This is a genomic window from Microbacterium sp. 1.5R (genome assembly GCF_001889265.1).
Taxonomy (GTDB): domain Bacteria; phylum Actinomycetota; class Actinomycetes; order Actinomycetales; family Microbacteriaceae; genus Microbacterium.
The window spans coordinates 511,161-526,216 of sequence record NZ_CP018151.1 but is presented as its reverse complement, the minus strand read 5'-3'; the positions used below and the strand labels follow the sequence as shown (position 1 = coordinate 526,216).

Below are 15,056 nucleotides of genomic sequence, written 5' to 3'. Positions count from 1 at the left end.
GCGCCTGCCTACAGCTCTCCGCCGGACACGGTCAGCGGCTGCTCACAGACGTCCAGACCGTTGGTGTATCCCTGGGCGAACCAGGCCTTGCGCTGCACACTCGTGCCGTGCGTGAAGCTCTCGGGATTGACGGTGCCGGACGACTGCTGCTGGATGTTGTCGTCGCCGACGGTGTTCGCGGCGTTCAGGGCGTCCTCGAGCTCCGCCTCGGTCGGCGGCAGGAGGTAAGGAACCCCGTCGGGGTCCTTCTCCTTCGTCATCTGCCCGATCCACGCACCCGCATAGCAGTCGGCCTGCAGCTCGACGCGCACGCCGTTGCTGTCCGGCCCCGTGCCGTTGTTCGGGTACCTGTCCATGACGCCGGTGATGTACTGGATGTGGTGTCCCCACTCGTGCCCGACGATGTACAGCTGGGCGAGGTTGCCGGCGGATGCTCCGAACTGCTGCTCCATCAGATCGAAGAACGTGGGGTCGATGTAGACCGTCTCATCCGGCGGGCAGTAGAAGGGACCGACCGCGTTCGACGCGGTGCCGCAGGCGGTCGAGGTCGCTCCATCGACCACGATCAGCTGCGGCGGCCGATACGGATCGATGTAGTCCTCCCAGTAGCCGTCGAGCGCGAGCTGGGATGCGGCGACACGGCAGTCGACGTTCTCGTTGGCATCCTCGCCGGTCTGGCAGTTCTCGATCACACTGCCCCCCTGCGGCTCCGTCCCGCCACCGGTCGTGCCGCCGCCCAGGAGGCCGGTCAGATCGATGCCGAGCAGGGGTCCGGCGATCAGGGCGATGATGCCGAGCAGGCCGACGCCGCCCGCTCCGGCGACGACGGCACCACGGCCACGTCGGCGGGCCGTGTTGCCGGAGACGTCTGCGTCAGGGTTGAAGGTCATGCCACGAGGGTACTCTGCACCACGGGCTCGCACCGTCGTAGGCTCGAGGCATGACGACCACCATCACGCTCACGGGTGCGGGCGGACAGATCGGCTACGCACTGCTCTTCAGGATCGCCGCGGGAGACCTGCTGGGCCCCGACGAGAAGGTACGGCTGCGGCTGCTGGAGATCCCTCAGGGGCTCGGCGCCGCCGAGGGTGCGGCCCTCGAACTGCAGGACGGCGCCTTCGGACTGCTCGAGCACGTCGAGGTCACGGACGACCCGGCCGTCGGCTTCGACGGGTGCGATCTCGCTCTGCTCGTCGGCGCGAGACCGCGCGGGCCGGGCATGGAGCGCGGAGACCTGCTCGCGGCCAACGCCGGCATCTTCGGTCCCCAGGGTGCCGCGATCGCCGCCCATGCCGCGGATGGCGTGCGGGTCACGGTGGTCGGCAACCCGGCGAACACGAACGCGCTGATCGCGTCGGCCTCGGCGGACGGCGTTCCGGCCGAGCGATTCGCGGCGCTCACCCGGCTCGACGAGAATCGCGCCAGAGCCCAGCTGGCACAGACGCTCGCCGTGCCGGTCGACACCGTGCGACGTGTGCCGATCTGGGGCAATCACTCCGCGACGCAGTTCCCCGACGTCTCGCACGCGACCGTCGGCGGCAGGCCCGTCGCGGATGCGCTCGAGGCCATCGTCGGCGATGTGCCCACGTGGCTCGAGCAGACCTTCATCCCCCGGGTCGCGAAGCGAGGTGCCGAGATCATCGAGGTGCGCGGCTCATCGTCCGTCGCCTCCGCCGCGAACGCCACGATCGAGCATGTGCGCGACTGGGTGCGCGGCACCGACGACTGGACCTCGGCCGGCGTGGTCTCGCATGGCGAGTACGGCGTGCCCGCCGGCCTGATCTCGTCGTTCCCCGTGCGGTCGGTCGACGGAGAATGGCAGATCGTCGAGGGGCTCGAGGTCAGCGAGTGGGCCCGCACGCGCATCGACGCCTCGGTGGCCGAGCTCGTCGAGGAACGGGACGCGGTCACAGCCCTCGGGATGCTCTGAAAGGTCACCGCTCCGGCTCCGCGCAGGGCAGAATGGATGCCGGAGGTGCGCGATGAGCGAGACGATCGATCCCATGAAGGCGACGGCATCCGTCGACGAGGCCCTGACGAGCCCGCTGCATCTGCCGCACGCGGCTGCGGAGTGCCCCAAGTGCTTCACAGAACTGCAGCAGAATCGCGACTTCTGGCTCGCACGCCCTGACGGTTCACGTCTGGTCGGGCTCGTGGTCTCCCGCGAGGGCATGCCCTCGGTGGTCGAGCAGCGCGACGATCTCACACGTTTCGGGGTGCCGATCGAAGGATTCCGGCACCCCGCTCCCGACATCCTCGAGAGCTGGAGCGATCGGCTGTCGCGATTGATCAGCACACTGAAGCCCGGTGACGTCCTGGTCGTGGCGAACATCAACGCTCTCGGCCGCGACTCCGAAGAGGGCGCGCGTACCGCCAAGGAGCTGCGTCGCCACGGCATCATCGTCAAGGTGCTGAGTCACGACGCGCGTCATCTGGCCGACGCCACGCGCTGAGCTCGCGGGTTCACATGTCTCGCGCTCAGAAGTCTCCCGAGCGAAGTCGAGCGAGAGTTCCCGCTCCGATCTCGGCGCGGGCTGCGGGGCGTTTCCCGTAGAAAGAGACGAGTTCCGCGAGGATCACCGGATCACTCGCGAGATCGCGCGTCGCCCACGAGGATGGTCGCGTCGTCGTCGTACGGACGACCACGCGATCGCCCTCCAATGATGCAGCCGAGATCTCATCCCAGGCCGCATTCACGCGGTTGCGTGGAATCCGCAGCTCGACCCCGTCACGACGCAGGGTGAGGCGATGGCCGTCGAGAGGACGGAACCACGAGCGCACGCCGACGGTGAGCAGGATCAGCCCGATCACCGGCACGCCCAGCAGAGTCAGTATCGTCATCCGTTCGGCAGGAACGGTGAAGATGCTCCACGCCCATCCGGCGAGGAGCAGCGCTCCGGCTGCGACGAACGCGCGCAGCGGCCAGACGACCTCCGCCGCACCGCCGAACACGACCGTCGATCCGTCGACCGCAACCCGTACGACCCTCACTCGTTCGATCCGGAGATGAGCGGTCAACAGCCACGCCGCGACGCCGACCGCCAGCACGACCCCCGATCCGAGGAGCTTCATGGCCGGGGCGGGGTCAGCCAGCAGTGTCACCGCATAGAAGACGACTGCTGCCGTGAGCACGACGCCGAGCACCACCAGCCCCGTCGTCGACCCCTTCTGGCCCTGCCATCCGGCATGGCCGGGAACCCAGACGGTCTCCGCGGTCTTCTCCTGCCCCATCACCCGAACAGACCCTTCCACGCCTTCCCGACGCCGTCACCGACGTCGCCGACGAAATCGGTGGTGTTCTCCCACGCGTCCTCGGCGAAGTCCGTGGTCGCGTCCCATGCGTTCTCCATCCCTGCATCGATGGACTCCCGCACGTCCTGCGGCACCCAGCTCTCGTACGCCCAGACAGCGCCGGCGCCCACTGCCACCGCTGCCCCGCCGACGACGACCGCAGTGCCCCAGACCGGCAGAGTGATCACGCCCGCCGCGGCGAGAGCCGCGACGCCGGCGGTGGCAGCGATGCCGCCGATGACACCGCCGCCGATCTCCACAGCAGTGGAGGAGGGGTCGTCACCTGTGGACATGTCGGAACCCAGGTTCCAGATGTCGATGCCCCAACCCACGACCGGCAGCGCCTTGCCCGCTCGGGAGAGTCGCCGAGCGAGGTCTTCCGCCTCGTCCGCCGCCCAGCGCATTCCGCCGGGGTTGGCCGCCTCCGCAGCCGCCTTCACAGCCGGGTTCCCGGACCGCAGCTCGCGCACGAAGTCGGAGGCCCCGAGGCGGAGATCCTCCGCATGGGAGACAAGGTCGGTCGCCGTCGTCTTCCACGCGAGCGCCTGCCCTTCGAGGTAGATCTTCGGAGCCTCACCGCCCGCCTCGTGGAGCCCGGCGAGGATCTTCTGTGCGGTGGACTGCGTCGGGAGCCCATCGAGGAAGCCGTCGAGATTCTCGCTGATCCAGACTTCGAGCTCGCCCCACCACGAACCGACGTCCTCGGCGATCTTGTTGTACAGGTCGATGCGGTCGAGGTGCTGCTGCCACTCATCCCAGTACGGATCGTCGCGCGTCGCAGGACACACGGGAATCAGGGAGACCGGCCGACCGATCACCATTCCGTTCACGGGGAGCCCCTCGCCGCGGGCCTTCTCCCGATGCGCGGCGAAGTCCTCCTTCATCCGCTCCAGCTGGCCGGCGTACGAGCGCAGCTTCTCCGCCGCGTCGCGCGCCAACCCTGCGATCTCGTCCGCCGCGTCCGTGGTCCGCGACAGGATGGTGACGTAATCGTCAGCCGATTCGCCGTACCAGTGCGATCGCACGCCCGTGGGGATGAAGCTCGTCGTGCGGGACGAACCGTCGGCCGCGTCTTTCAGACCGGGATCGAGCCACTCCGCAGCCGCCCGCACCTGCGCGGCGTCACCATGGGTGGTCGTGTCGATCGTCATCAGAGGTCCTCGACGATCGTCGCGACCGGGGTGAGCTGATCGATCACGTCCTGCTCGTTCGTCGCAGAATCCTGTGCGATGGCACGGACGATCTCTCCGAGCGTGCCGTTGATCCGGTACAGCGCGTCGACGCCGTCACCGACCCGCATCATGATCGCCGCCACCGCATCGGAAGCGAGGCCACCGTCGACGGCGGTCGGAATGGCGGCGAGCTTGCCTTCGATCGCCTCCACGGCCTCCTCATGCATGCTCGCGTGGACGGCCATGACCTCCGGGTCCATCGCGATGCGAGTCATGCGATCGCCCCGTCCCGTCGATACGACGCGGGCACATCGAGATCGAAGATCACGACGTCGTACGGCTGCGCGCGTTTGATCTCCGCGAGGTCCTCGGTGCGCACCAGGATCCACGGCTGCCGTTCGCCCGCAAGCGTCAGCAGCCGGTCGAGCGCCGTGTATGCGAGGAGAGCGAGTCGCCCGTCCTTCAACTCCCTGATCTCGACGAGCTGCGCCTCCGGAGTCGACGTCACGCTCAACGGCAGATACAGCACGGGCGGCACCATCGGCTGAGACGGCGTTAGGGGTTCGAAGGTCATGACGGCCTCTCTCTCGGTCCTACTGGTAGCTCGGCGGCACCCACAGCAGCTGGGCGGCGACCAGCCCGCGGTCTCGGCTGACGATCTGGGCACGCCCCGGAATGGCCGGGATCGCCTTGACCTTGCCGATCAGCTGACCCTCCTCGGGGTTTCCCGAGAGCAGGATGCCGGTGGCGCCCAGGTCGGTCATCCGCTGGATGATCGGATCGTAGGCCGCGCGGCTGGCTCCGCCGGTGCGACGCGTGAGGATCACGTGGAGCCCGAGGTCGGCGGCCTGCGCGAGCAGAGGTGCGAGCACAGCGACCGGATTGCCCTGCGACGTCGCCACGAGGTCGTAGTCGTCGATCAGCACGAAACCTTCGGCGCCCTTCCACCACGACCGGGAGCGCAGCTGGTCGGGCGTGACATCGGCGCCGGGGATGCGGCTCTGGAAGAACTGCGCGAGCTCGCTCATCCCGCCCTCGGTCATCTCGTGCGACGTGAGGTAGGCGCCGAGATACTCCTGCGGGATCTCGCCCAGCAGCGCTCGGCGATAGTCGACGACGAAGATCTTCGCCTCCGTCGGGCCGTAGAGACGCGTGATCTCATGCACGACGCCACGGAGCATCGACGACTTGCCCGAGTCGGCGTCGCCGTAGAGGTAGAGCAGAGGCTCTTCGAGCGGATCGATCGAGAACGGGGCGAGGTTGGCCTCGTCGATTCCCAGCAGGATCTCGCGGGGTTCCGAGCCGTCGGTCGAAGCGGCGGCGGCGACCGCTCGCAGATCGGCGTGGCTGATGCGCGACGGCAGCAGACGAAGCTTCGGACCCGCGGGGCCGTGCCACGCTGATGCCACCCGGGTGACCAGGTCGTCGATGCCGTCGGCCAGCGAGGAGGCGTCATCGACACCGTCGATGCGCGGCAGTGCGGTCAGCATCTGCAGGCCGTTCTCGTTGAGTCCGCGGCCCGGGATCGACGTGACGTTCTCGGCGGCCTTGCGGTTGACCTCGGAGTCGGTCGGATCGCCGAGGCGCAGCTCGATGCGGGTGCCGATGAGGTCCTTGATGTTGGCTCGGACCTCCATCCAGCGCGACGCCGTGATGACGATGTGCACACCGTAGGTGAGGCCGCGCGCGGCGATCGCCTGGATCTGGGGTTCGAGCATCTCGAACTCGGCACGCAGGGTTCCCCAGCCGTCGACCAGGAGGAAGATGTCGCCGTAGCCGTCGTCGGCGAGTCCCTGGGCGCGGCGCTGGCGGTAGGTGTCGATCGAGTCGATGCCGTTCTGACGGAAGTACACCTCGCGGGCGTTGAGCAGGCCCGTGACCTCGGCCACCGTGCGACGCACGATGTCGGGTTCCGAACGCGTGGCCACCCCGCTGATGTGCGTGAACCGCTGCAGGCCGGTGAAGCTGCCGCCGCCGAAGTCGATGACGAAGAACTGCACCTCCTGCGGAGTGTGCGTGAGCGCCAGCGCGACCAACGTGGTGCGGGCGAGGGTGCTCTTGCCGCTGAGCGGAGCGCCCACGATCGCCATGTGACCGGCCGCCCCTCCGAGCGAGATCGCGAGGTTCTCGCGTCGCTGTTCGAGCGGCACGTCGACGATTCCCAGCGGCACGGTGAGTGCGCCGGCGCCCCGCCAGCGCGGGGAGATGAGACCGAGGGCGGGGTCTTCGACGAGGTCGCCGAACAGCTGGTCGAGCGTCGCGGGCGTCTCGAGCGGCGGGAGCCACACCTGGTGGGCGGCCGGTCCTCGGCCACTCATCGTCTCGACGGCGATCTCGAACGTGTTGCGCTTCTCCTCGGGCTCGGCGTCGACGACGACCTCAGGCTCGTCGACGGGCGTCTCGGCCCGCCACACGGGTGCTGCGGTGAAGAGCTCGACCGCTGTCGACCCGGTGCTCTGCGCAGAGCCCGATGCCGCGCGGCGCCGACGGCGGGGCGGGGGCCCGGACACATAGGCGGCGCGGAACTGCGTCATGGTCTCGGTGTCGGACTTCAGGATTCCGGCACCGGGCTGAGTGGGCAGGTGGTACGCGTCAGGAACTCCGAGCACGGTGCGCGACTCGGCGGCCGAGAACGTGCGGAGGCCGATCCGGTACGACAGGTGCGTGTCGAGACCGCGCAGCTTGCCCTCTTCCAGGCGCTGCGAGGAGAGCAGCAGGTGCACCTGGAGCGAACGTCCGAGGCGACCGATGTTGACGAACGTGTCGACGAACTCCGGCTTCGCCGACAGCAGCTCCGAGAACTCGTCGGCGACGATGAGCAGAGCGGGAAGCGGAGCGAGGTCCGTTCGTCCGCCACGGCGGGCCTTCTCGTAGTCTGCGACGTTGGCGAAGGGCCCCGTCGCCCGCAGCAGCTCCTGACGGCGGACCATCTCGCCCTGCAGCGCATCCTGCATACGATCGACCAGCGAGATCTCCTCGCCGAGGTTCGTGATGATCGCCGAGACGTGGGGCATGTCCGCCATACCGGCGAAGGTGGCACCACCCTTGAAGTCGACCAGCACGAAGTTGAGCTGCTCGGGAGAATGCGTCATCGCCAGCGCGAGCACGAGCGTGCGGAGGACCTCGGACTTGCCCGAACCCGTCGCACCGATGATGAGGCCGTGCGGGCCCATGCCCTGCTGGGCCGATTCCTTGATGTCGAGGATCAGAGGGCTGCCGTCTTCGGTCTGCCCGATGGGCACCCGGAGACGGTCGCGCTCGAGACGCGGAGCCCACGCGGCATCGAGATCGAGATCGCGGACGTCGGGAAGGCCGAGCAGCTCGACGAGCTCCGCCTGATCGGTCGCGCTCTTCTTCTTCGCGACGGTCGTGCCACCCGCGTAGAGGGCGATGAGTCGACGCGCTGTCGCCTCGGCCTCGACGATGCTGATCGAGTCTGCTTCGAACGGACGCGCGGGAACCTGCAGGCTGACCAGCTCGGCTCGGCGACCCTTGTCCCCCGGCTCGAACGCGATGCGCAGGGCGTTCGGATCGTCGAGATCGCCCCACCGTGAGGGGAGGTCGATCACGGTCACACCCTGCACGCCGTCGCCGCTGACGAGCGCGTCGTTGAAGGAGGTGCTGACCCCATCGGTCAGGATGACGATGTGCGGCACCTTGGCACCGGATCCGTCACGCGCGAAACGCGACCGCTCCCTGACCTCGGCCGGAAGCATCTCCTCGAGCTCCGACAGCTGAGAGCCGATCATGCGCGCAGCGCCGAGCCCGTCCCTGACCGTGCGCGAGTGCGTGTGCGGCATCCACTTCGCCCACTCCCACTGCGGGAGCACCGCCGCGTCCGCCGCGATGACGACCTGCACCGTGTCGGGATCGTGCATCGTCGCGAGGTGCAGCAGGATGGCGCGCGCGAGGCCGCGGGACTCGGTCTCGTCTCCCGTGATCTCGACACGGGCGTAGTCGCGCAGCGTGATGCCGAGCGAGAGGTTCTTCTGGATCTCGTGCGTCAGCATGAAGCGGTGCGCGGCAGAGGCGGCGACCGGGTCGAGCTGGGCGAGCGGCGGCAGCTCCGGTGCCTCGAGCGAGATGCACAGCGGCTGGTCGCTCGTGCCGACACGTACCGTCAGGAAGTCGGGATCGTTCATCCCGCGTTCCCACACCCTGGTGCGCTCTTCGGCGATGTACGGCAGCGCCGACGGTGCGGGGAGGTGCCAGTTCGCGGCACGGCGCTGCTGGCGAGCCGCGACCCGCACGGTCTGACGCAGCTCGGTCAGGTAGGCGAGATACTCACGGCGCGAGCCGAGCGTCGCGGCCTGCCGCTGGGATCGCTGACGCCATCCGTTCACCGCCACGAAGCCGAGCGACGACAGCAGGAACATCCCGCCGGTGAGCAGTCCGGTCACCGACTGGTTCGACATCGTGACCATGACGATCGCGCCCACGCTGCCCAGCATCGGCAGAAGGGATCCGAGGATTCCCATACCGCCGTCATTGGGCTGCAGCTCGGGCGGCGCCTGGACGGGGAGCTTTCCGGAGGGGACTCGGGGCGGCGCGAGACGGGGTCCTGTCATGCTCTCTCTCCGGCGCTGCTGTCGGTGGCCAGCAGGAGGCTGATGGTGAAGCTGCGATTGCCGATGCGCACCCGGTCGGCATCGTCGAGCAGAACGCGCTCGCCGGCGACGAGCTCGGTCGTCTGCCCGTCGTCGGATCGGATGTCGGACCCGTTGGTGGAGCCGAAATCGGTCACCCAGGTTCTGCCGCGCGAGTGCTCGAGCCGGAGGTGCGTCTTCGACACCGAGGAGTCGGGGTCGGTCACGGTCACCAGCCGATCGTCGTGCACACTCGCCACCGGCGCGCGACCGATGTTCGCCGCCAGAGGGAGCCCCAGCTGCACGCGCTGGCCGGTGTCGAAGATCAGGAGCAGCGCCCCGGATTCGGATGCCGGAGTCGGAGCATCGGAATGCTGCGCAGCCGCCGGGGCGACGGTGAAGAGCGGCTTGTCGTCACCCTGGGCCGCGGGGGCGGGCTTCTCGGTGCGGTGCGAGGCCGCGCGGGCGTCGGTGGGCTCGGAGTCCTCGTCGACGACGGACGGATGGGCACCGAGAGGCACGACCTGCGGAGGAGCGAGCGGAGTGGCGACCTCGGCGACCGTCACCTCCTGCGGCGCATCGGCGGGCGCCCGAGGCGGGACGGCGACGACGACCGTGCCGGCCACGCGATCGGCCCACGATTGACGACGTCCGCCACGGTCCCATGCGCTCGAGGCGACGACGACCCAGCTGCCGACCGCGACGAGGAAGCCGGCGCCGGTGATGATCCCCCGCACGAACTGGCGCCCCACGCCGGGCGAGTACGGCCGGTCGCCGCGAGACGCGCGCAGACGCAGCACGGCGTTGCCCAGGGTGAGTCCTGTGCGCGCTTCGAGCACGCACAGGAAGATCGCGAGCTCGGCGACCGTGAGGCCGGCCAGCAGCATGCTGCGAGTGGTGATGAGGACGATGGACGCGGCGAGGATGACGGCGGCGCTGTCGAGCGTGAAGGCGGCGATCCGCGCCCCGGTTCCCGCGGGCGAGCCGACGAAAGCCGGACCGAGCCCGTCTTCGGGTCGTCTCGCCCTGGCGCGTGTCGAGACGATCGGAGTGGGGCTGGGAGGCGCGGATGCGGACCGGAGGGGCGCGCCGTCGACACCGGGGGCCGCGGCGATCAGCGCCGGCGGGAGCGCAGGGACCTCCCCGAGCTGGCCGGGTCCGGGCTGGACGGGCGGGATCGCTCCACCGCCCGGCCAGGACTGTGGTTCACCGTTCCCGCTCATCCGGCCATCATTCCACGAACGAGGGACAGCACATTCGCGTAGAGCAGCGCCGCGGGAAGGGCGAGGGCGACGGCGAGCCATTCGAAGGCGTCACCGAAGCGCGACCAGATGAGCGAGCTCGCACCGCGGGAGACGGGGATGATCACGGCGACCGCCGCGAGGCCCACCGCGAACAGGACGGCGGCGCCGAGCACCTGGAAGCCGGAGCCCAGCGCTGCGGCCGCCTGCAGCCCGGCGACCACGGACACCACCGCCGCCGCCGCACGCGGGAGCCAGCGGAGGATGCGCGACGTCGTGTGCCGAGGGGTCAGGAGGAGTGCGAGCGCGACGCAGACGAGGAGTGCGATACCACCCGAGATCACGAAGGGGTCGTCCGGCCACGGGCGCAGGAAGGCGAGAGGAGCCATGAGCGCGGCGACGACGCTGAGCACCGCCGTTCCGGCGATGAGCCGGGCCGAGGAGTCATCGACGACGGCGATGATGCGCTCGGGCCGGAGCAGCCCGACCGACTCCGGGATCGCTCCTCGGACCGTCCACCGGCTGGTCATGAAGTGCTTGTAGTCGATGAAGTACCCCTCCGGGAGGTTCACCAGGCTGCTGGGCAGTGCGCGCAGCCCGAGCGGCACGAGTCCGAGAGAGATGGCTGCGGCCTCGGCGGGGCCCCATCGCAGCAGCAGCGAGAGCCCCCAGACCGCCGCGAGACCCACGAGGAGCACCGTCGCCGTTCCGGCGGCCGCGCGCATCGGACGGGCTCGCGCAGAGACGGCGATGACCGAAGTGGTGATGCCCGCGGCGAGGAACCCGGATGCGGCAGAGAGGTGCGCACTCGCGTCGAGCTGAGCCGGGATCAGGAGCGCTCCGGCCGAGAACGACAGGAGGACAGGCGCGAGGACGCCGAGGATGCCGCGCACCCCCGCTGCGGAGTCCCGGCGCGACCATGCGACGGCACCGCTCACGGCGCCGACCACGAGGAGGAGACCGATCAGGAGCCTGAGCAGCGGATCTCCGGCCCCCTGGGCGAAGACCGCGACGAGCAGCAGTCCGCTGACGCCGAGCATCCACCATCGGGCGCCGTGGTCCGCGCGCGAAGGCCGCTCCGGCGCGCCCGTGGCTCGCGCCTGCGGCGCGAGTGCCGTGCGGTCGATCAGCGCGTAGAGGCCTCCGTCGATGAGGTCCTCGCATTCGGTGTCGCCGGGGATCTCGAATCCGCCGGGACCGATCGTCGCGAAGCGATCGGCCGTCGACAGTCCGCTGAGGACGAGCGCGTCATCGAGGGTCTCGTCGAAGGGAAGCGAGAGGTCGAAACGACGGTCCTCGCTCTGAAGAACGATCCGACGCCGTTCTACCGTTTCGACTGACATACCTGAACCCTATCGACCGTGTGCGGCTGCTCACTCCGCGGCGTGACCGACCACCGACCATGCACGCGTGCGGGTCGTGGACGGCATCCGCCGTCCACGCCCGCCGCGGTGATCCTGATCAGTCCGCGTGCTCGTCGCGGGAGCCCGCCTGGGCGCCCTTGGCACGCGGACCGCGCTCCTCGTCGTCTTCGAGCTTGGGAGCGATCGGACCACCGAGACCGGAGCGCTTGGCCTTCTCCTCCTCGTCGGAGCCTCCCGCGCCGCCCATCATTCCCATACCCGGACGCATGCCGGAGCCTGCTGCGCCGGACGAGCCCGCCGCACCGCCTGCTCCGCCGACACCGCCGACACCGCCAGCGCCACCGACGCCGCCAGCGCCACCGACACCTGAGCCGAATCCACCCGCGCCGCGCGCACCGACTCCGCCGACGGCGGACTTGCCCAGCAGGCCGCCACTGCCTCTCTGGCCGGCGCCGGACGAGCCTCCGAGTGCGGATCCGCCGAGGGTGCCCATGCTGCCGATACCGGCGATCTTGGATCCCGCAGCGATGGCCGCGGCTCCTGCGCCGCCGCCCACGATGCCGCCGATGCCGCTGCCCCCACCGATGACTCCGCCGGGGAGCGTCGAACCGGGGTGCAGCGGATACCCGCCTCCGGTTCCTGAACCGCCGCCGCCGGTGCCTCCCGGCAGCACGCCGCCGCCGGGGAAGTCGACCGTCGGGTCATCGCCGCCGGTATCACCGGGGCCTCCCGGTCCGTCGGGGTCGTACTCCCAGTCTCCGGGACCATCGGGAATCGTCGGATAGGTGGGGTCAGGCAGGTACTCGGGGACGGTCGGGTCCGTCGGCGTCGGCGGGACATACTCGCCGACCCCGCCTCCACCGCCACCGGTCTGGTATCCACCGCCACCGGGCGTGTACCCGGACGGGCCGCCGCCGATCCCCGGGGATCCGATCCTCGGGGCGTCGATCTGCGTGCCCGGGATCGGCTCGTCAGAACCGGACGGGGCCTTCGACGACCGGTAGTCGACCTCGTTCATCGCGCGGGCCGCCTGAGCCAGCTTGTTCGTCGGCTCCGTCAGCGACGCCTCGACCTTCTGAACGACCTCGCGCGCGGCATCCTCCCGCTGGTTGCCGAGGAAGTCGCCGATGGCGTCCAGAGCCTTGTCCGCCGCGAGCGGACCGAGGACCGGGTGCACCACCAAGGACGCGCCCTTGGCAGCGTTCGCCCAGAAGGGGTCGATCGATGCCGACGGGAGTTCGGCGGCCGCGATCTCGCGTCGAGCCGAGTTGCCTTCGACGACCGCGGAGTCCACGGCCTCGACGAGTCTGAGAATGGCCGACACCTTCGATCGGATCTCGTCGATGTCAGCGGTCGCCCCCTTGGCGGACTCGCCCTCCCAGAACTCGGAGAGGCGCACGGCCGAGAGCGCTCGCTCCAGTGAGGTGAACGCATTCGTCACGGCGGAGAGCCGCGGGATGATCGAGTCGTCGAGCTGCCGGATGCGGTTCAGTTCCGCCTCGTACCCGCCCGGGCCCATCTGCTTACCGGCCATGGTTTCCCCCTTGTTCGGTGGTGTCTCGTCGTGAGGAGCGTGTCAGTACGATCGCGAGGATGATCCCGCCGATCACCAGCAGCAGGAGGACGATCCCTCCGCCGATGAGCCAGGGCGTGATCGGCGATGCCTGCTGATCGGGTTGCTCGGCGACCGGCGCGTCTGTCGGGACGGATGTCTGCGCGCCGCCTCCGAGCGCCGCCTTCGCCTCGTTCACGTCGCCGAGAGACGGCTGCGCGTACGTGTCCTCGGTGTCGAAGAGCGGGTTCACGTCAGGATATTTCGACGGGTCGACCGCGAGCATCCCCGTGAGGGAGGCCGCTCCATACCCGGTGCTGTCGTTCCACTCCGGCTCGTGCTCGCCCTTGGTGCCCGTGTTGTGGATCAGGCTCTGGATCAGCTGCCCTGCTGTCGCATCCGGGTACTTCTGCTTGACCATCGCGAGGAAGCCCGCGACGATAGGCGTCGAGAACGACGTTCCCGACCCGATCTGCTGGGCGTCCCAGGAATCCGGGGTCCCCTGCAGGAGGAGCCCGACCCCGGGTGCGGCGACGACGACGTCCTCCGCCAGGTTCGGCTTGCCGTTCGTTCCGGTCTGGATCTTGCCGTCCTCACCGAAGGCCTGCACCGCGACGACTCCGTTGAGCCCCGCGGGCCACAGGCTGATCCCGTCCTCGTTCGACATGCCGGCGACGACGACCGCGTCGGAGGCATAGGCGTCGGCGAGACCCTGCCGCATGTTGATGCTGCTTCCGGAGGAGATCGAGATGATGTCGGCGCCATCTGCCGCGGCGTCCGAGATCGCGCGGTCGAGAGCGAAACGACCGTCGTCGCCCAGCTCCTCGCCGTTCTCCTGGAGGCACTCCGCATCGCCGCCGTCTTCGCCGAGGACGCCGTCGAGGACGCCGGTGCTGTAGAAGACCACCTCTGCACCCGGCGCCACACCCTTGACCGGGGCACCCCCGGCCGGAGCCTCGCCGGTTCCGGCGATCATCGAGACCACCTGGGTGCCGTGAGAGGACCTGCCGTACTCGGCAGAGACCGCCGGATACGGCTGGCCGGTCGCGTCGAAGCAGTAGGAGGAGTCATCGACGGTGACGTTCGCCCCGCGGAGCCCGACCACGTCGGGGTTGATCTGACTGTCGATCACGGCGATCTTGATTCCCGCCCCGTCGAAGCCCGCATCGTGCGCCTCTTGGACCTTGCCGCGATCGAACCACCACAGACCCGATGCGGCGGCCGCTGTCGCGCTCGAGGGCACCGCGATCGCGGCGGCCAGCGCCATAGCGCCGACCGCCGCGATCACTCCGCGGCGAGTGCGTCTCATCAGTAGTCGGCCTCTTCGGGCTCATCGGCACCCGTAGACGTCGGTGCAGATGCCTGGACTCCGGCTGAGCCCCCACCCGTCGCGCCGGTCCCAGCGCCTGTCGATGTCGCGGTGTCGCCGTCGCCCTGGGCGACGGCCGAGTCCAGCAGCGACACGATCAGCTTCGTCTCGTCGGCGAGCGACGCGTCCTGCTCGGCGATTTGCATCACGGCGGCGCGAATCACGTCGTGAGTGTCCTGGATCTTGGCGATGGTCCGCGCCGTGGCGTCTCCCATCGACTGCGCGGCATCGGCCACGGCCCGCCGGAAGTCGACGGTGGCCTTCGACGACCCTCCCTCGGAGACCGCCACCTCAGACGGGCTGGGGAACTCCTGCAGCTCACGCAGGATCCGCTTCAGCTCAGCGAACACTCCATCGAAGTCGATTGCGATGCTCATCGACGCCCCTCCCCTTCACAACGGCAGATGATTCCGAAACATCTGCTGCGCCCTCCGACTCGATCGCCGAACAGCACAGCAGACGGCGCGGGCCCGGCGCATCG

The 15,056-nt window shown here is 69.4% G+C and carries 13 protein-coding genes; 2 read left to right on the top strand and 11 right to left on the bottom strand.

The window, feature by feature from the left end; all coding sequences use genetic code 11:
- Positions 1-8: 8 nt before the first annotated feature.
- Positions 9-890 carry a KPN_02809 family neutral zinc metallopeptidase gene (gene ypfJ / locus BMW26_RS02485; RefSeq protein ID WP_056276671.1) on the bottom strand — a complete coding sequence of 294 codons (882 nt, stop codon included), beginning with the start codon at positions 888-890 and terminating at the stop codon, positions 9-11.
- A 50-nt stretch (positions 891-940) separates the two neighbouring features.
- On the opposite strand from ypfJ, the gene BMW26_RS02480 reads away from it, so the two are divergent.
- Positions 941-1,930, top strand: a complete 990-nt coding sequence (locus BMW26_RS02480; protein ID WP_072590671.1) for a malate dehydrogenase — start codon at positions 941-943, stop codon at positions 1,928-1,930.
- A gap of 52 nt (positions 1,931-1,982) precedes the next feature.
- On the top strand, positions 1,983-2,453 hold the full coding sequence (locus BMW26_RS02475; RefSeq protein ID WP_056276664.1) for a recombinase family protein: 471 nt from the start codon (positions 1,983-1,985) through the stop codon (positions 2,451-2,453).
- A 25-nt stretch (positions 2,454-2,478) separates the two neighbouring features.
- Here the strand turns inward: BMW26_RS02475 and BMW26_RS02470 are convergent, their stop codons facing one another.
- From BMW26_RS02470 to BMW26_RS02425, 10 genes are all read right to left on the bottom strand, one after another.
- Positions 2,479-3,231, bottom strand: a complete 753-nt coding sequence (locus BMW26_RS02470) for a hypothetical protein (protein ID WP_072590670.1) — start codon at positions 3,229-3,231, stop codon at positions 2,479-2,481.
- Entirely contained in the window at positions 3,231-4,442 is a 1,212-nt protein-coding gene (locus BMW26_RS02465) for a hypothetical protein (RefSeq protein ID WP_056276658.1), read from the bottom strand. Before BMW26_RS02465 ends, BMW26_RS02470 begins: the two co-directional genes overlap by 1 nt.
- Positions 4,442-4,738: a hypothetical protein gene (locus tag BMW26_RS02460; RefSeq protein WP_053098679.1), complete on the bottom strand. Its 297-nt coding sequence runs from the start codon at positions 4,736-4,738 to the stop codon at positions 4,442-4,444. The genes BMW26_RS02465 and BMW26_RS02460 overlap by 1 nt, the downstream gene beginning before the upstream one ends.
- Entirely contained in the window at positions 4,735-5,037 is a 303-nt protein-coding gene (locus BMW26_RS02455) for an SAV_915 family protein (RefSeq protein WP_053098678.1), read from the bottom strand. Before BMW26_RS02455 ends, BMW26_RS02460 begins: the two co-directional genes overlap by 4 nt.
- A gap of 19 nt (positions 5,038-5,056) precedes the next feature.
- On the bottom strand, positions 5,057-9,031 hold the full coding sequence (eccCa, locus tag BMW26_RS02450) for a type VII secretion protein EccCa (protein ID WP_072590669.1): 3,975 nt from the start codon (positions 9,029-9,031) through the stop codon (positions 5,057-5,059).
- Complete coding sequence (locus BMW26_RS02445) at positions 9,028-10,272, bottom strand: FHA domain-containing protein (RefSeq protein ID WP_072590668.1); 1,245 nt, start codon at positions 10,270-10,272, stop codon at positions 9,028-9,030. The genes eccCa and BMW26_RS02445 overlap by 4 nt, the downstream gene beginning before the upstream one ends.
- Positions 10,269-11,633 (bottom strand): hypothetical protein, encoded by a 1,365-nt coding sequence (locus BMW26_RS17550; protein ID WP_053098675.1) that lies wholly within the window; start codon positions 11,631-11,633, stop codon positions 10,269-10,271. The genes BMW26_RS02445 and BMW26_RS17550 overlap by 4 nt, the downstream gene beginning before the upstream one ends.
- A gap of 118 nt (positions 11,634-11,751) precedes the next feature.
- Complete coding sequence (locus BMW26_RS18025; protein WP_072590667.1) at positions 11,752-13,188, bottom strand: hypothetical protein; 1,437 nt, start codon at positions 13,186-13,188, stop codon at positions 11,752-11,754.
- Positions 13,178-14,515, bottom strand: coding sequence for a S8 family peptidase (locus BMW26_RS02430; protein ID WP_072590666.1), 1,338 nt, complete (start codon positions 14,513-14,515; stop codon positions 13,178-13,180). Before BMW26_RS02430 ends, BMW26_RS18025 begins: the two co-directional genes overlap by 11 nt.
- Entirely contained in the window at positions 14,515-14,952 is a 438-nt protein-coding gene (locus BMW26_RS02425; protein WP_053098672.1) for a hypothetical protein, read from the bottom strand. Before BMW26_RS02425 ends, BMW26_RS02430 begins: the two co-directional genes overlap by 1 nt.
- Positions 14,953-15,056 lie beyond the last annotated feature (104 nt).